Source organism: Drouetiella sp. (genome assembly GCF_059504425.1).
In genome coordinates this window covers 1-17,742 of sequence record NZ_JCACIN010000062.1, presented here as the reverse complement: position 1 = coordinate 17,742, position 17,742 = coordinate 1, and the positions used below count along the sequence as shown (strand labels likewise).

The 17,742-nt window shown below is 51.1% G+C and carries 16 protein-coding genes and 2 pseudogenes; 10 read left to right on the top strand and 8 right to left on the bottom strand.

What is annotated here, in order from left to right; genetic code table 11:
• Positions 1-136: 136 nt before the first annotated feature.
• The 6 genes from AC5JMP_RS15040 (at position 137) to AC5JMP_RS15015 (ending at position 5,972) form a co-directional block, all read left to right on the top strand.
• Positions 137-520, top strand: coding sequence for a hypothetical protein (locus tag AC5JMP_RS15040; protein WP_495852299.1), 384 nt, complete (start codon positions 137-139; stop codon positions 518-520).
• 106 nt (positions 521-626) lie between these two features.
• A complete protein-coding gene (locus AC5JMP_RS15035) occupies positions 627-1,208 on the top strand; it encodes a hypothetical protein (protein WP_495852298.1) in 582 nt (193 codons plus the stop codon).
• A 25-nt stretch (positions 1,209-1,233) separates the two neighbouring features.
• Positions 1,234-2,517, top strand: a complete 1,284-nt coding sequence (locus AC5JMP_RS15030; protein WP_495852297.1) for an FAD-dependent monooxygenase — start codon at positions 1,234-1,236, stop codon at positions 2,515-2,517.
• Positions 2,518-2,612: 95 nt separating this feature from the next.
• Positions 2,613-3,623, top strand: a complete 1,011-nt coding sequence (locus AC5JMP_RS15025; RefSeq protein WP_495852296.1) for a multicopper oxidase domain-containing protein — start codon at positions 2,613-2,615, stop codon at positions 3,621-3,623.
• Between the two features lie 198 nt (positions 3,624-3,821).
• A complete protein-coding gene (locus tag AC5JMP_RS15020; protein WP_495852295.1) occupies positions 3,822-4,841 on the top strand; it encodes a 4-helix bundle domain-containing protein in 1,020 nt (339 codons plus the stop codon).
• 180 nt (positions 4,842-5,021) lie between these two features.
• The gene (locus AC5JMP_RS15015) at positions 5,022-5,972 is read left to right on the top strand and encodes an FTR1 family iron permease (RefSeq protein ID WP_495852294.1); all 951 of its coding nucleotides are present in this window, start codon (positions 5,022-5,024) and stop codon (positions 5,970-5,972) included.
• 104 nt (positions 5,973-6,076) lie between these two features.
• Here AC5JMP_RS15015 and AC5JMP_RS15010 read toward each other — a convergent pair whose 3' ends face one another.
• The 7 genes from AC5JMP_RS15010 to AC5JMP_RS14980 form a co-directional block, all read right to left on the bottom strand.
• The gene (locus AC5JMP_RS15010; RefSeq protein WP_495852293.1) at positions 6,077-6,565 is read right to left on the bottom strand and encodes a DUF411 domain-containing protein; all 489 of its coding nucleotides are present in this window, start codon (positions 6,563-6,565) and stop codon (positions 6,077-6,079) included.
• 23 nt (positions 6,566-6,588) lie between these two features.
• Positions 6,589-8,157, bottom strand: a complete 1,569-nt coding sequence (locus tag AC5JMP_RS15005) for a GMC oxidoreductase (protein ID WP_495852292.1) — start codon at positions 8,155-8,157, stop codon at positions 6,589-6,591.
• A gap of 64 nt (positions 8,158-8,221) precedes the next feature.
• Entirely contained in the window at positions 8,222-8,821 is a 600-nt protein-coding gene (locus AC5JMP_RS15000; RefSeq protein ID WP_495852291.1) for a cytochrome c oxidase subunit 3, read from the bottom strand.
• 71 nt (positions 8,822-8,892) lie between these two features.
• A complete protein-coding gene (ctaD, locus tag AC5JMP_RS14995; RefSeq protein ID WP_495852290.1) occupies positions 8,893-10,560 on the bottom strand; it encodes a cytochrome c oxidase subunit I in 1,668 nt (555 codons plus the stop codon).
• 24 nt (positions 10,561-10,584) lie between these two features.
• On the bottom strand, positions 10,585-11,562 hold the full coding sequence (locus tag AC5JMP_RS14990; protein WP_495852289.1) for a cytochrome c oxidase subunit II: 978 nt from the start codon (positions 11,560-11,562) through the stop codon (positions 10,585-10,587).
• 18 nt (positions 11,563-11,580) lie between these two features.
• Positions 11,581-12,186, bottom strand: a complete 606-nt coding sequence (locus AC5JMP_RS14985; RefSeq protein ID WP_495852288.1) for a DUF2231 domain-containing protein — start codon at positions 12,184-12,186, stop codon at positions 11,581-11,583.
• Positions 12,183-12,683: a DUF2231 domain-containing protein gene (locus AC5JMP_RS14980; protein WP_495852287.1), complete on the bottom strand. Its 501-nt coding sequence runs from the start codon at positions 12,681-12,683 to the stop codon at positions 12,183-12,185. Before AC5JMP_RS14980 ends, AC5JMP_RS14985 begins: the two co-directional genes overlap by 4 nt.
• 365 nt (positions 12,684-13,048) lie before the next feature.
• On the opposite strand from AC5JMP_RS14980, the gene carB reads away from it, so the two are divergent.
• The 4 genes and pseudogenes from carB to AC5JMP_RS14960 form a co-directional block, all read left to right on the top strand.
• The gene (carB, locus tag AC5JMP_RS14975) at positions 13,049-16,333 is read left to right on the top strand and encodes a carbamoyl-phosphate synthase large subunit (protein WP_495852286.1); all 3,285 of its coding nucleotides are present in this window, start codon (positions 13,049-13,051) and stop codon (positions 16,331-16,333) included.
• Positions 16,334-16,477: 144 nt separating this feature from the next.
• A complete protein-coding gene (locus tag AC5JMP_RS14970) occupies positions 16,478-16,696 on the top strand; it encodes a hypothetical protein (protein WP_495852285.1) in 219 nt (72 codons plus the stop codon).
• Complete coding sequence (locus tag AC5JMP_RS14965; protein ID WP_495852284.1) at positions 16,696-17,112, top strand: type II toxin-antitoxin system VapC family toxin; 417 nt, start codon at positions 16,696-16,698, stop codon at positions 17,110-17,112. The genes AC5JMP_RS14970 and AC5JMP_RS14965 overlap by 1 nt, the downstream gene beginning before the upstream one ends.
• Positions 17,113-17,139: 27 nt before the next feature.
• A pseudogene (locus AC5JMP_RS14960) lies at positions 17,140-17,388 on the top strand (hypothetical protein); the annotation flags it as partial.
• Positions 17,389-17,489: 101 nt separating this feature from the next.
• Here the strand turns inward: AC5JMP_RS14960 and AC5JMP_RS14955 are convergent.
• Positions 17,490-17,699, bottom strand: a pseudogene (locus AC5JMP_RS14955) (transposase); the annotation flags it as partial.
• Positions 17,700-17,742 lie beyond the last annotated feature (43 nt).

Sequence of the window (17,742 nt, the reverse complement as noted above, 5' to 3'; positions counted from 1 at the left end):
AACGCTCAGAACAAATACTGAATCGATCGCCCCTTTTCTCAAAATTGGTTTCAATCTCATGGAGATCACGGTTACTGCCCAGAGGACGGTTTAATTACCTTAAAGCAAACCAATTATACTCTCAGGAAACCGATCGATGTCTCGCAAAAAGAAGTACAATTCTGTCACCCTCGAAAAAGCTCAGACCCGTTTAGCGGCACTGAAGTCTATTAACACTGCACTCGATCTAGGTAACGGGCTAACGGTGAAGGCTTACAGCCAGATGATTGAAGATGCCCGTCAGAAATTAGAGAATTACAACACCGCACTATCTGTTGTCGATCAGTCCTACACGGCTGCGATCGATGCCGAAAAGATGATTGGCGAATGGACAGAGCGAATGCTGATCGCGGTTGCCTATCAGTATGGCAAAAACAGCGATGAATATCAGATGGCAGGGGGCACACGCCGCAGCGATCGCAAACGCCCCAAACGCCGAGAAGCGCAGACTACCGCAGATCCAGTTTCATCGGTAGCTTAGTGATTACCTTAGACAAGCGATCGCCTTCTCCTGAACTCAGGATGGGAACAGGGAACACAGGATAGGATAGAGCTACAGCAATCTTGGCTTTTACCCTCCTGCAACCATGAAACCTTCTACCCCTATCCCGCTTACCGAATCTGATCATTGGCAAGCCCCTTGGCAAAATCTGGCTCAAAGTCGCTTTTGGTTTCTGATGCTCACCGTGATGGGTAGCGCCAGCAGCGTTACCTACGCTCACCCGCCTCTCGTTGCCTTTGCCGCGATCGCGGGAGCCACCCTCAGACCCAAACTCGCCCTACTGTCAGCCATGACGGTCTGGCTGGCGAGTCAGCTCTATGGCTATGTTTTGCGCGACTATCCCTACACCTCAGAATCTCTGATTTGGGGATTGGTGATGGGCTTCGGGACGCTGTTTGTGGCGCTGATTGCGACCCTGCGCCCTAGCTTCAGCCGCCAAGGTCTTTCAGGACATATAGCCTGGGTGGCGATCGCCCTTGGCACTGGCTTTCTGCTGTTTGAAGGCTTAGTCATGTTTTGCGGCTTCCTGCTCACCGGAACCCATGTTTTCACCCTCACCACCCTGGGTCTACTGCTGTTCAAAGAGACCGTTTGGACGATCGCGCTGGCAACCCTGCATGGATTTCTGATCTGGCGCAAGACTGGAGCTTTGGCGATCAGCCGATAGGCAAACTCGCGAGAGACTCTACAAAATGGTGCATATTGTAATCGCTGGAGCAGGAGGCACAGGGCTAACGCTGGCTTACTTACTGGCACGGCACGGCATTGAAGTCACGCTGATTGAGGCAGCAACTAGATTCGATCGCGTCTTTCGCGGTGAAGGATTGATGCCGGGAGGTATTCAGGCGCTAGAGCAAATGGGCTTGCTAGAGCTGCTGCAAACGCTGCCCACGCAGCAGATTCACACCTGGAAGTTTGTCGTCAACGATCGCCCCTTCCTCCAGGCAAATGAGCCAGAGGATTTGGGAGTTTATCGCCCCACCCTCATTTCCCAGCCGTTGTTTCTGGAAGCTTTGCTAAAACGGGCGCAGGCTTTCCCCTGCTTTCACTTCATTCAGGGCACTGTCCAAGGTTTGAGCCATGAGGGCGATCGCTCCGATGCGCGAGTCTCTGGCGTGGTGGTGCGGCAGGCAGGACAAGAGGTTGCCATCCCTGCCGATTTGGTAATTGGTGCAGATGGTCGCAAATCCGCAGTGCGGCGATTGGCAAACTTGCCCCTGGAAAAGCTGGACTATGATGCAGATGTGCTCTGGCTACGCATGGCGGCTCCTTTACCGGAAAGCGATCGCCATACCTTCTATGGATTCATTCGGGATGCTGAGAGCTTTGGGGCATACACCGCCTGGGATAATAGCCTCAAAATGGCGTATGTTTTATCTCACGAACAGCCGCCGCGCGAACGGGTTTCTAAAGAATCAGCCCTTCCCCAAGAGCAGCGACAAGACTGGAAGGCGATCGACTGGGCAGATCGGATTGCCAAAATTGCGCCTCCTGCTTTCGCTCACCACATTCGCGCTAATGCCGATACGTTAGATCCGCCTGTCTTACTCAACGTCATGCTGGCACAATGTCCGCAGTGGCACCAACCCGGCGTTTTGCTGTTGGGCGATGCGGCACATCCCATGGCACCGATTCGCGCTCAGGGCATTAATGTGGCTTTGCGGGACGTGATTGTAGCGGTGAATCATTTGCTGCCCGTTTTGCAAACTGCAACTGAAGTGAGTTTAGAAGCGATCGACGCTATCCTACCGAACATTCAATCAGAACGTCAGCCGGAAATCCTTCGCTGTCAAGAGCTGCAACGCCAAGAACAAGCTCATGCGACTCAGATTTGTCGATCGCCCCTCCTGCGACAGACGTTGATGCTGACGTCTCCTCTGATCCGACCCTTCAGCGGCAAAGTCTGGATGGCACGTCAGCAGCAGTTACGATTTGGTATACAGCCCGTCCTGTTGAACTCCCCTCTGTTGAACTGAATTAATTAAAATCATTAAGAGCTTCCTGCTGCTATCTATTTTCAATAAACCAGTGATAGGTTTTAGGGGTAGGATTAAAATCTTTCTCAATAAGTATGCCGATCGAGTCGAATAAATTCATTAAGCCTCTCAATCGACGGCAGTTGCTCAAGCTGGGTTTAGCGGGGGTGGGCGTGGCTGGCGCAACGTTAGCGGTGCAACAGCTTAGGCAAGCCTCTGGAAATGCTGCCGTGCAAATTCCGCCTATTCCAGAGGGCACGCCTACCTATGGCAACGGCATCAATCCGATGAAGGTCTGCCGAGAATTTGATTACGGCACTTTAAAACAAGAAAATGGGCGCACCATCCGAGAATTTCAAATCACGGCTCAAAACACCATATTGCAGCTTAATCAAGCTATCTCCTACGTTACGTGGAACTACAACGGACGAGTGCCAGGGCCGACGCTGAGAGCCAGAGAAGGCGATCGCATTCGGGTGGTTTTCCTCAACAAAGGCGGACATGCCCACACGATGCATTTTCACGGCATTCATCCCTCTGAAGTTGACGGTATCAAACCTGTGCGCAACGACACGGCATTCATTTACGAGTTCGATGCGGTTCCTTATGGTCTGCATCTTTACCACTGCCACATTGCCCCAGTGACTCGTCACATCAGCAAAGGGCTACATGGCATGTTCATCATTGATCCCAAGGAAGGTAGACCTCCGGCTGACGAAATCGTGCTGGTGATGCAGGGCTATGACGTAAATGAAAAGAACGAAAACGAGCTGTATGCCTTCAACGGACTGCCTGATTACTATATGCAGCATCCTATTCCCATCTATCAAAATCAGCTCGTTCGCCTGTATGTGCTGAATCTGATAGAGTTCGACCCGGTTGCCACCTTCCATTTGCACGCCAACTTCTTCAAACTATTTCCCACAGGCATGACCCTTGCTCCCACAATGGAGACTGACGTTGTAACCATGGGCACCGCTGAGCGGCACATTCTGGAATTTGCCTACCCGTTTCCTGGAAAGTATATGTTTCACCCGCATCAAGATGCGATCGCTGAAGCAGGCTGTATGGGAGTTTTCGACGTCATTCCACGTTCTAATGCTTAGCTGAATATTGGATGTAGATTTTCTTTCGGTTGAGTTTCCTTACCAGACTGATGAAAATATTTTGATTAAGTAGTTGACAGTAATTCCTATGTGGAGTGAAGATTAAGCCTTAAGCAACTATGACGGCTCGTCACACTCCTCCGCAAGGGTCTATACCTTGTGAGCTTTTGTGAGGAGCCATTAGCCAGGATTTTAAATATGTTTACCCTTCGCTCAATCCTTAGACCTTTGCTGATGGCAGTCGCCATGACTTGCCTGGTGATTGGTCTAAACAACTGCACCCAAGCGCCTTCATCTTCTAATGCACCCTCTGCCAGCCCTGCGGCAACTAGCGCTATGACAAGCGCTACAGGCGATCGCAAAATCAATATCAATACTTCTATCCTGTCAGAACTAGATAAGCTGGAAGCACAGCTGGGCATTCCGGCGTTATCGAATCAGATTCAGGCGAGTCGTCCCTACGGCAGCATTGACGACTTGGTTAGCAAAGGCGTACTTAAACAAGATCAGTTTGATCAGATTAAAGATCAAGTCACGGTAGAAGACATCGTGCTGACTGGGGAAGCCAAAGATGTTGATTATTTGACTAAGCTGGGATTAATGAAAGGACATATGCTGATTGCAGATCAGCTCTTGAAGCTGAACTTACCCGATCAGGCAGAGCCGCACTTGGGACACCCTGTAGAAGAAATCTATGTGGACATTCAGGAGCAGCTCCCAGAACGTAAAGTCCCAGAGTTTAGCGCTTCTTTGACAGCCGTCCAGGATTTGGTCAAGTCCAAGCCTAACGATCCAAAAGTTGCAACGGAATTCAGTTCGGCAATGAGCGGAATCGATAAAGCGATCGCCGTTCTCCCTGCCACCCAGATGCAATCGCCTGAGTTTGTGCTGCAAGCCATGACCGAGATGCTGGATACCGCTGCGGCAGAGTACATAGCATCCATTAGCGGGGGCAAAATCACTGCCGCGATCGAGTACCAAGATTCTATGGGCTTTGTGAACTATGTGAAGGACACGATGTTCAAGAGCATTGAAGCCAAGCTAACTCAGCAAGATGCCCCGCTTGCCAAAGACCTGCGATCGAAGCTCGATAACTTAGCCAAAGCTTGGACTCAGCCAGTGCCACCCACAGCACCAGTTGTCTCTGCTGACGAGGTTGCCAATCAGGTCAAAGCCATTGAACAAGCAGTTGCTTCGTTGAAGAAGACGGCAGCTTGATCCCCCAACCCGCTTGAAAAGGGGGCTTCAGAATTCAAAGTCCCCCTTTTTTCTAGCGCAGCGGCGCGATAGCGCGGGGATTTAGGGGGATCGACCCAAGTATTTTCAGTCAAAGCTTTGATTGTTGATCGACTGAACTTTTCTGAAACACGCCTTCCATTTACCCAAAGCAAAAAATTAATGGACTTTAGCTCTGTTTTACCCACCTTTGTGATCACATTACGCGAAGGAGTCGAGGCGGCTCTGGTGGTCGGCATTGTGCTTGCCTGTCTGCGAAAAGCCAATCGATCGCAACTCAATGGCTGGGTTTATCTAGGCGTGCTCGGCGGAATTGCAGCAAGTGTTTTAGTCGGAGTGCTGTTTAGCTGGATTCTTCAGTCGTTGGGCGCTTTGAGTCCGGCGGCTGAATTTTTGATGGAAGGCATTTTTAGCGTTGTGGCGATCGCTCTCCTCAGCTGGATGCTGATTTGGATGACGCAACAGTCGCGATCGATGAAGGGCTTGGTTGAAGGAGAACTATCAGCAGCCTTGAAGCGCGATACCGGGGCAGGCTGGGGCGTGTTTAGCCTAATCTTTTTCGCAGTCCTGCGAGAAGGCTTTGAAACAGTTGTCTTTGTAGCGGCCAAGTTTCAGCAAGGGCTTTTTCCCGCAATGGGGGCGCTAGCTGGCTTGCTGGTTTCAGCATCGGTGGGGGTACTGCTGTTTAAGTGGGGTATAAAGCTTAATCTGCGACAGTTTTTTAAAGTCATGGGTATCCTGCTACTGCTGATTGTTGCTGGATTAGTGGTGACAGCATTAGGGCACTTTGATAACGTGATGCAAACTTTGGCAGGTCAAAACCGTGCCTCGGAATCGCTGTGTTTCTATTACGAGCATTTCACCAGAGTTCACTCTTGCGTCCTAGGGCCTATCGTCTGGGATTTATCCAAAGTTCTACCAGAAGATAAGTTTCCAGGATTGCTGCTGAGTGCGCTGTTCGGCTACACCCATCAGCTTTATCAGGTGCAGGCGATCGCCTACCTTCTCTTTCTAATTACGATCGGCTCAGTCTATCTTCAGAGCCTTTCAGGGAAAATGTTCTTTGGTAAACCCAGCCGTAAGCTGAGCATTCGCAAACAGCGTCTAGATTAATATCTTTATGTAGCTGTCGCCAGTTTGCTTAGGACATTTAGGGTGAGGCGCGAAGCCCCACCCTAAATGTCCCTATTCTAATCACCGTGGCGGTTGCTATACGCTCAATACTGATTAAAAACTTGGGTATTTCCCTGTTGGTCGAATGAAATGACGCTGAAGGCATCATGGATCTCGCCAGATTCCATTCCCGGTGTACCGATCGGCATACCGGGTACTGCAATACCTTTAATCTGGGGATGTTCTACCAATAGACGTTTAATATCCTCAGCTGGGACATGACCTTCAATCACATAGTCATCAATGACCGCCGTGTGGCATGAGGTTAAGTCGTTAGGTACGCCCTGCTGCTGTTTCAGGGTTTCCATGTCAGCAGTCATGACGATCGTAGGACTGAATCCTTGAGTCGTCAGATAGTCAATCCAGCCCCCGCAGCAGCTACAGTCTGGGTCACGATATACCGTGATGTCCAGACTCTCTGCCGCTTCTGCATTTGCTGCAACTGATGAGAGGGCGATCGCAATTGCCATCAACCCGATCGCCAGAATGTGAATATATCGATCGACGCGAGAATTGAATACCTTAAATTTCATGCTGCCTCGTTCGTAACCGTCATCTATTTAAGTCGCTCAGCTAAATGATCGCCAACCCGTAAAGCATTCGCCATAATGGTCAAAGCAGGACTAACTGCCGCATTAGCAGGGAAAAAGCTGCCATCTACGACATAGAGATTGTCCACATCATGGGTACGGCAATTTAGATCTAGCACAGAAGTTGTCGGATCTTCGCCAAAACGACAGGTGCCACACTGGTTTGCCACGACCTGAATGGGAGTATCGCTACGGGGATAAATGCCGCGACGCAGGACAGAATGTTCTGCGGCTTGATCGACTGCCTTCAGCACTTCAGTCCAGCGGTAAATGAGGCGATCATGTGCCTCCTCATTGTTGGATACATAGTCCAAATGCAGCTTGGCTCCAGTCACGCGCACTCGGTTGTTAGCATGGGGCAAATCCTCAGACTGAAGCCACCAGCCGATCGAATGGGTTGCCAACTGCCGCAGACCAAATCCGGGAATTAGGCGAGATAGGAGAGAGATCAGCGGCGGTGCTTCAGCCGGAATCATCTCCTGAAGCACGTTTCCAGTATTTTGAATGTGCCCCATTGGATAGGGAAATTCTGGCTCTCCCCAATAAAAGTCGTTGACAGCAATAGTTTTTTGAAACACAGCAGAATTCGGCGTGGGGCTAAGCTGCACCATGGCCGTAATGGTATGCTTCATGAAGTTGCGCCCCACCTGGTCAGAGCTATTAGCGAGTCCGGCAGGATGCTGATCGTTAACCGATCGCAGCAATAATGCCGCCGAGTTAACCGCCCCACAGGATAGCACCACGATATGACCAAAAAACAGGTAGGACTGTCCGCCAATCTCTGCTTCAACCGCCTTAACCTCGCGTCCTGACGGGCTAGTGTGCAGACACAAAACCTTGGCTTCTGTCTTCAGAGTGACATTGGGATGCTTGAGCGCTGGGGCGATCGCATCCACTTCAGCATCCGCTTTAGCGTGGAGCTTGCAGGGAAAGCCGTCGCAGGTGTTACACCGAATGCAGGTGCTATCTTTTCCTTCAGTGAGCTTCAGACCCAGAGGCAAATGCGACGGGTGTAACCCTCTGCCAGAAATGGCATCACAGACTTCCTGCATCCGCGCCTCATGGCTGACCGCAGGATAGGGAAATTCTTCACTACGAGGCGGATCAGTCGGATCATCACCCTGTTTACCGTGAACGTCGTAGAGCTTCTCAGCTTCGGTATAGTAAGGTTCAAAATCTTTGTACTTTAGAGGCCACTCTGGAGAGATTCCTTCCTGATGTTTTACTTCCTCAAAGTCTCTCTCCCGCATTCTCAACAGAGCCGCACCGTATACTTTTGTATTACCCCCTACCCAGTAGTTAGTCTGGGGACGAAACGGTTCTCCAGAAATGTCGTACCACTGCTCATGGGTGTGGTAACGCTCTTTCTTAAATACTTCAGTAGCATTCCAGTTTTCATCCTCCTGCGGCAGAAAGCCGCCCCGCTCCAGAATCAAAATCCTCTTTCCGGTAGGAGCTAGCTTATGCGCCAGGGTACCGCCTCCGGCTCCTGTGCCGACAATAATCAGATCATATTGCTGGTCATCAATAATCATTGGTGTTCTCCTTGCGATCGCGCCTCGTTACAGGTGAATGCTGTAGTCCAGCTTGTAGTCCAACTTACTGCCAGATATAGATTAGAAGAAACAAAACAATCCAGATCACGTCCACAAAGTGCCAGAAGAGAGACGTTGCATTGATACCAAAGTGACCGCCCTCGTAATTTCCGGGGATAAAGGAACGAGCTAGCATAATTCCCTGCAACAGAACGCCCGTCAGCACATGCAGACCATGAAAACCCGTCAGCAAATAGAACAGACCGCCGTAGGTGCCTGTGGTCACGCCAAAGGAAAGACCGCGCCATTCCGTCGCCTGACCCCAGAGGAAATAGCTGCCCATTGCCGCAGTCGCCAGCAGCAGAATCCGAAAGCCCCAAAGATTTTGGCGATCGAGCGCTTTCTCAGCAAAGTAAATTACGAAACTGCTGGAGACTAGGACAATTGTGTTAATCGCAGGTTCTCTAACCTCTAGCCCAGAAACTCCTGGGGGAAGCCAGTCTGTGGCAGTTAGCTTCAGCGCAATGTAGCCTGCAAAAAAGCTGAGAAAGATAATGCTTTCTGACAGCAGGAATACGATGAAGCCAAACATGCTATTGCCTTCTTCATCATGCACATGTTCGGTGGCACTGTGCTGTAGCTCAGATGAGATAGAACTTTCCATGGCAAATTCTCTGAAGATTTTCTAGAGGGTCAAGACCTGTGTAGAACGAGTATCGGCTGGCGCTGCAAAAACTATGCTTCTTGAGTCATAGCAGCGGCATTGGATACCAGAGGCTCAGATTTGCCGTAGCCATAAGGCTCTGCAATCACGACTGGAATCTCTTCAAAGTTTTCGACAGGCGGCGGTGAAGACACCAGCCATTCCAGACCGATCGCTCTCCAAGGATTCGCGGGCGCTTTCTTACCCTGCACCCAGGAACTCACCATGTTCAAAATAAAGGGCAGTGTAGACATCCCCAGCAGAAACCCGCCTAGACTTGCCAAGACATTCCAGAAGGCATATTCCGGGTCGTAGGAAGATACGCGGCGCGGCATCCCCATCAATCCAGCGGGGTGCATTGGGAAGAAATTGAGGTTAGTGCCAATGAAGGCTAACCAGAAATGAAGTTTGCCCAAACCCTCGTAATACATGCGTCCCGTAATTTTGGGGAACCAATGATAGAGAGCAGCAAACATCCCCATTGTGATGGTGCCGTAAACAATGTAGTGGAAATGACCCACCACAAAATAAGTATTGTTGACGTGAATATCAAAGGGAACAGAACCCAGCATGACTCCGGTAATCCCCGCAAACAGGAACATCAGGATTGCCCCCAATGCAAATAGCATTGGCGTATCCATCCGCAGTTTCCCTCGCCAGATTGTCGCCGTCCAGGCAAAGATCTTCACGCCTGTCGGCACAGCTACACACATCGTCGTCGCCATGAAGAACATCCGCATCCAGCCGGGAGTACCGCTAGCGAACATATGGTGAACCCAGACCAGGAGACTCACCACCGAAATGGTAATGGAAGAAATGGCGACTACCCTATAACCAAAAAGTGGTTTACGGGCGTATACGGGCAGAATCTCGGAGAAGACCCCGAAGATTGGTAGCACCATTACATAGACGGCAGGATGGGAATAGAACCAGAAAAAGTGCTGATAGAGCAGCGGATTACCGCCTTTCTCAGGATTGAAGAAGCTGGTTCCTAGAGTTAGGTCAAGCAACAGCATCACGGCTCCTGCCGTCAGAGCAGGCAGACCCACGAGCTGAATTAACTGGGCGCTCAGCACTGTCCAGACAAAAATCGGCATCCGAAAAAACGTCATGCCGGGAGCACGCATCTTAAAGATCGTCGTCACAAAGTTGACGGCACCCATGATGGAAGCTACTCCAGAGATCGCTACTGCCAGCAGCCACATCACCTGACCGTTGATCAAATCGCCCGACGGATTCTGTAAACTCACTGGAGGATAAGCCCACCAGCCCGACTGGGAGGCACCGCTGGGTAGGAAAAAGCTTGACATTAGCAAAATGCCAAACACGGGCACCATCCAAAAGGCGACAGCATTCAGCCGAGGAAACGCCATATCGCGCGCCCCAATCATCAGCGGCACCAGGAAATTTGCCAAACCCAGCAGGGAGGGAAAGATCCACAGAAAGATCATAATCGTGCCGTGCATGGTGAACATGCTGTTGTAGAGAGAGCGATCGACCAGATCAGATTCTGGTGTGATCAGCTCTGCCCGCATCACCATAGACAGTAGTCCGCCAATCAAAAAGAAAACAAAGGAGGTAACAAGATATTGAACGCCAATTACCTTATGGTCAGTACTAAAGCTAAAATATTTTCGCCACGCAGGGGGGAGCGGGTTCTTGCCCAGAACGGGAATACTTTCGATCGGGATATTAGTCATCAATAGCTACCTTACTGACTGAACTTACTGACTATAGGTTTTTAGAGATGTGGCACCCGGCTGATTCACTAGGGGCGCAGGAGCAGGTACGATCGTTGGCCATCCCGGCTTAATTGCTTTGTCAGAAAAACGACTGTACTCAGAAGCCGCCTGATTGTAAGCTGCTGAAGGTTCACGATTTGCGGCTTGAGCCAGCCACTGCTTGTAGTCATCTGGCGATTCCACCAGCACGTCGGCCTGCATGACGGCAAAGTAGGTGCCACTAAACTGAGAGTCTTCTAATCGGTATTTACCGATGCGAATCGGCGTAAATTCAAAATCGATCGTCCGGTTAGGAATAATGTCCTGCTTCAGCCGAAATGCGGGAATATAGAATCCATGCAGCACGTCTTCTGTCTGGAGTGCTAAACGCACTCGGCGATCGACTGGTAAATGTAGCTCGGTACTCGTGACGTTCTGTTCAGGGTAGCGAAACTCCCAAACCCACTGGCGAGAATGCACCTCAATTTCCTCAGGCGGCAAGACAACCGCGCTTTCGGGCGCGCCCTTAGTGACATTTTCTTGAGTGTCAAGATTTTTCTCAGGCGCAGCGTATGCCGACTCCATTTCCATCGGATTGTGCAAATGCACGATTTCCATGGGTTCTCGAATCGCCATCTGACTGTAGACGTGATAGCTATAGCCAGCAATCCAAATCACCAGGAAAACCGGAATTATCGTCCAAACCACCTCTAACGTCACATTACCTTCGATCGGCGGGCCATCGCTAAAGTCATACTTTCCTGCCCGGTAGAAGATAATTGAGTAGATAATGGTGCCGCCCACGCCCAAAAAGATGAACGTGCCCAATATCACCAGAAAGCTAAATAGATCATCAATCAGCTTCGATTCGGCGGAAGCCTGGGGTGGCATCCAAGAGTAGGCTTGCTGACCCATCCACAGGCTAATGAGCGTAATGGGAATGGCGATCGCAGCCAGCGTTAAAACAGTCCGAAGTTTCATAACATTTTGTCCTGATGGCTACTTCAAAAAAGCATTAGGATTTTCGCCATATTGCAGCAAACCCACAGCCGTATTGTGGACTCCAAATTCGCCAGCCAGGTGCGCACCCAGCGTTCCATGCACAAACATCAGAAACAGGATTGCCATGCCGCTTGCCAAATAGCTCCATTGCACTTGTCTCGCCACGTCGTTGCGCCAGACAAACCGCTGAAAGCCTCGCCAAATGGTCATACCCACAATCAGAAACAGCAGCAGAACGCCACCGACTCCATGCCAGAGCATGGTTTCCATTGCCTGTAACCCCCAGGCACTTTTGATATCTGTAAGGGGGGATGCCAGCATGATTTCATAGAAGCCTGCCGCCACCGTAAAAAACGTAATGACCGCCGAAGCCAGCACGTTGTACCAACCCACATCAAAAAAGTTGGAACGAACGACCGTAAGCGACAGAAACTTCAGGATCTGCTTCTCTAGCGGAAACAGCGCCCCAGCAATATCAAAGGCAATGCCGATAATGAACAAGCCAAGCGTCAGATGAACCAAGTTAGGGTGAATCGGAATAGCGTAGGGCAGACCGTTAGCGCCCAGTTGCGATCCTAGCTGATCGATTAGTTCAGAGTTCATTGCAAAACGCCCTCTCTAATGGCTTCAACGACGGGCACAGTATGCAGTCCGTAGACCCAAACCAGTTCATCGCCTAGATAAACCTGGTAGCAAACCAAAAGGGTCAGCAGTAGTCCTGCACCCAAGAAAGGCAGCGGTACCTTCAGCGGGTCTTTGGCTCGGAGAATATAGCGCCATGCCGTGATCGCGGTAATCACCGCCGACAGCGTCCAGCCGAGTAAAGTATGTAAGTTCAGCACCGACTCAACGGCATCGTAGGGTTCTGACAATCCCGCTTCAACCTGACCAAACAGAACGGCAATAAAAATAGAAATTGTGGCAAAGAATAGATTCCACCAAGCCACCTCATGGAGGCGAGCATTTTTGGTGAAGTAGCCGATCGCATCACAGACAAAAGCAAACAGCACCATCGCAATCACAAAGTGAACGACGATCGGGTGAATTGTATCCGGGTAAGGCAGATTGTGATCGTTGAGGGAGGGAAGATAGTCAAGCATCAGATTCTCCTTGCCATACCTTCTGAATGCGTTATGTTCAATAGGATTCAAAGTTACACTGCGAAGTGTAACATTTCTCGACGGAGTAGGATTTATTCCTTAAGCCGACCTACGGATTTGCCACGTCAGCGTGAATGATGGGCTACAGAATTTGTAATGCTCTGGTGCAAATTCCTCAGCGAATTCTCCAGCGCGATCGCTCCTGGCTTTACACACTTAAAACCTCTCACACTCAAAACCTCTCACACTCAAAACCCTTTATTGTTGCAGAAGGTTGACCCCAAACTTGAATCAGTTGATTCAAAACGATCGCCCCAATGCCTTTACAATAAGTGGGATTTAAATCAGTGAGTTGGGTCTGACCTATGCCGCGCCGCGATGATCTTCACAAAATTTTGCTGATTGGCTCTGGCCCGATTGTGATTGGGCAAGCCTGTGAGTTTGACTATTCAGGCACCCAAGCCTGCAAAGCCCTACGAGATGAAGGCTATGAGGTGGTGTTGGTCAACTCCAACCCTGCGACGATTATGACCGATCCCGAAACCGCCGATCGCACCTACATTGAGCCACTAACCCCAGAAATTGTTGCCAAGATTATTGAGAGAGAGCGCCCCGACGCTCTGCTGCCCACCATGGGCGGACAGACGGCGCTGAACTTGGCGGTGTCTCTGGCGAAAAACGGCACCTTAGAAAAATATGAGGTGGAGCTGATTGGGGCAAAGCTTCCGGCGATCGAGATGGCGGAAGACCGCAAGCTATTTAAAGAAGCCATGGCGCGAATCGGTGTGGGCGTTTGTCCATCGGGTCTTGCCGAAACTATGGATGAAGCCATGGCAGTGGGGATTGAGATTGGCTCTTATCCGCTGATCATCCGTCCAGCGTTTACCATGGGCGGCACGGGCGGCGGCATTGCCTACAACCAGGAAGAATTTGAGGAAATTTCCCAGTCGGGTCTAGATGCCAGTCCGGTGTCGCAAATCCTGATCGAGAAGTCTCTGCTGGGCTGGAAGGAATACGAGCTAGAGGTGATGCGCGATCTCGCCGATAACGTCGTGATTATTTGCTCGATCGAAAACCTCGACCCTATGGGCATTCACACGGGCGACTCGATCACCGTCGCCCCGGCGCAAACCCTGACGGATAAAGAATATCAGCGGCTGCGGGATGCCTCGATCAAAATCATTCGCGAGATCGGCGTAGAAACAGGCGGCTCTAACATTCAGTTTGCCGTCAATCCCGAAACGGGCGAAGTGGTGGTGATCGAGATGAATCCGCGGGTGTCTCGCAGCTCGGCGCTTGCCTCTAAAGCGACTGGCTTCCCGATCGCCAAAATTGCGGCAAAGCTGGCGGTCGGCTACACCCTGGACGAGATTCCTAACGACATTACTAAGAAGACTCCGGCAAGCTTTGAGCCGACGATCGATTATGTGGTGACAAAGATTCCTCGGTTTGCCTTTGAGAAATTCCCTGGCTCTACGCCAACCTTGACCACCCAAATGAAGTCGGTGGGCGAAGCGATGGCGATCGGTCGTACCTTCCAGGAGTCCTTTCAAAAGGCATTACGCTCCCTAGAAACAGGTCGAGCGGGTTGGGGCTGCGATCGCGTCGAAAAGCTGCCCAGCCTGGAACAAATTCGCTCAGGACTGCGCATCCCCAACCCGGAACGGATCTTTACTGTGCGGCAGGCGATGCTGCTGGGCATGACGGTGGAAGAAATCTATGAGCTGACGGCGATCGATCTGTGGTTTTTGGACAAGCTGCGGGATTTGCTGGAAACCGAGAAATATCTGAAGAAAACGCCGCTGAATAAGCTGACGCGGGAGGTGCTGTATGGCATGAAGCAGCAAGGATTTAGCGATCGCCAGATTGCCTACGCCACCAAAACCCACGAAGACGAGGTGCGCACCTATCGTAAGAGCCTAGGCATCACTCCGGTCTACAAAACCGTGGACACCTGCGCGGCAGAATTTGAGGCGCTCACCCCCTACTATTACTCCACCTACGAATCGGAGGTCATGTCTCTGAGCGAAGCAGGAGATGAAAGCGCCGCCGTGGAAACGGAAGTGCTGCCCTCCGATCGCCGTAAGGTGATGATTTTGGGCGGGGGGCCTAACCGAATTGGGCAGGGCATTGAGTTTGACTACTGCTGCTGTCACGCCTCTTTTGCCTTACAGGATGACGGCTTTGAGACGATCATGGTTAACTCCAATCCTGAAACGGTGTCTACGGACTACGACACGAGCGATCGCCTCTACTTTGAGCCGCTGACCAAAGAGGATGTCCTGAATATCCTGGAGGCAGAGCAGCCAGAGGGCGTGATCATCCAATTTGGCGGTCAGACTCCGCTGAAGCTGGCGATTCCTCTTCAAAGATATCTTGACACCCACCCTGAAATTATCACCAAAATCTGGGGCACTTCGCCCGACTCGATCGACGTTGCCGAAGACCGGGAGCGGTTTGAGAAAATCCTGCGCCAGCTCGACATTCGCCAACCCGCCAACGGTCTTGCCCGCAGCTTCGAGGAATCTCGACAGGTGGCACAACGGATCAACTACCCCGTGGTCGTGCGACCCAGCTACGTTTTGGGCGGACGCGGCATGGAAATTGTCTACTCCGACACTGACTTGGAGCGCTACATGACCTACGCCGTGCTGGTGGAACCCGATCACCCGATTCTGATTGATCAGTTTTTGGAAAACGCGATCGAGGTAGATGTAGATGCGATCGCTGACCAGAGCGGCAATGTCGTCATCGGCGGCATCATGGAGCATATCGAACAGGCGGGTATCCACTCCGGCGACTCGGCTTGCTCGATTCCCACCGTTACCCTGTCGGAGAACGTTCTGGAAACTATCCGCACCTGGACGATCGAGTTGGCGAAAGCCCTGAACGTGATTGGGTTAATGAATATTCAGTTTGCCGTACAGGGAGAGCAGGTCTACATTCTGGAGGCAAATCCCCGCGCCTCGCGTACCGTTCCCTTTGTCTCGAAGGCGATCGGCGTGCCGCTGGCAAAAATGGCAGTGCGCGTCATGTCGGGCAAGTCGCTAGAGTCTTTGAGCTACACCCACGAAGTGATTCCTACCCACATCTCAGTGAAAGAGGCGGTTCTGCCCTTCGCCAAATTCCCCGGTACGGACATCATTCTCGGTCCCGAAATGCGATCGACGGGCGAGGTCATGGGCATCGACAACGACTTCGGCAAGGCGTTTGCTAAAGCAGAGCTAGGAGCATCGCAGGTATTGCCACAGTCGGGCACCGTGTTTGTCTCGATGAACGATCGCGATAAAGCCTCTGCTATTCCAGTCGTCAAAGATCTGATTAGCCTAGGTTTCAGCGTGGTTGCCACTGCCGGAACTCGTAAGGCGCTGCAAGAGCAGGGGCTAGAGGTGGATCTGGTGCTAAAGCTGCACGAAGGCAGACCCAACATTCTTGACTCGATCAAGAACAAGCAGATTCAGCTCATCATCAACACGCCGATCGGGGCCACCGCCCAAATTGATGATCGCTCCATCCGCCAAACGGCGCTCTTGCAAAAGATCCCGATTGTGACGACGATCGCCGGAGCCAACGCAACAGCCGCAGCTATTCGATCGCTGCAATCACAGCCGCTGGAGGTGAAGTCGTTGCAAGAGTATCTCGGTCTTTAGGCAGCGGGCTATGTAACGGATGAAGCATAGGTTACTCGCTACGATGGCATTGCAGCCTCGGCAATGCCATCGCATAGCTGAGAGAAAGGGGCGATCGTGCCTGAATTCAAATAGCATAGAGTCAGATAACCACGAGGTTGCCCTATGACTCCGCAATTTGAAGCCGCGATCGCTGCCGTCCAAATGCTTTCGTCCACAGAGCGCCAACAGCTATTGCAACTTCTTACCCAAATCCCAAGGACTACGGAACCTGAAACTACTCCTCAATCATTCTTTGAGGTTGCTCAAGCTGCAATTGGAGCCGGGGAAGGTCCGGGAGATCTTTCAACAAATTCAGACTATATGCAGAGTTACGGTCAGTAATGCTCGACCAAGTGATTGCTGACACGGGTGTTTTAGTCGCTTTGATTGACCGACGCGATCGCCATCACGCTTGGGTAACACAGCAGTTGACTCAAATTGCACCCCCTTTGCTGACCTGTGAAGCTGTGGTTTCAGAAACCTGGTTTCTGTTGCAACGGGTGAAGAATGGTTGGGAAGCGCTGCTTCAGCTTCTGGAGCGGCGGCAAGTGGTGATTCAGTTTGATCTGGATGCGGAGTTGGCGACAGTAGTAGCGCTGCTAACTTGCTATCAATCAGTGCCCGTCTCTTTGGCAGATGCAGAATTAGTGCGGATGGCTGAGCTTTACTCCAATAGTTTCGTTTTCACTCTGGATAGTGATTTTCAGATTTATCGCAAAAACCGTAATCACCCAATTCCACTGCTCAGCCCTCAGTAAGTAGCTCATGGACGGGAGGAGCGATCGCTGAAATTGCACGAGGACAGACCCAACATTCCCGACTCCATCAAGAACAAGCAGATCCAGTTGATTATCAACACGCCGATCTGGGCAACGGCTCAAATCGACGATCGCTCGATTCGCCAAACGGCGCTCTTGCAAAAAATCCCGATTGTGACGACGATCGCCGGAGCCAATGCCACGGCTGCCGCGATTCGATCGCTGCAATCACAGCCGCTAGAGGTGAAGTCGTTGCAAGAGTACCTTGGTCTCTAAGCGACAGATACAGCAGATACTTCACTCCCTGCATTGCCATTGCGATCGGTTGCAATGGCATTGTAAAACGCTGCAATGCCAATGTCAGCCACTGTATAGCGCTACGCACATACGTTAGGACACTCTTTAAAGGCAGCATCAACGCAATCTCGAAAGGTATCAAACTCATCCCATCGCTGTCGCATCCAATTCTTTAGCACGCTCCACCAGTGTTCAATCTTGTTCAAATCTGGAGAATAAGGCGGCAGATACCAAATCTCACATCCGGCTTGAGCGACAATCTCCTCAATGCTCTGAGAATTGTGAAATGTCAATTACATAGGCGTGTGAATTTAAAGGCACTTTCTTCTCTTA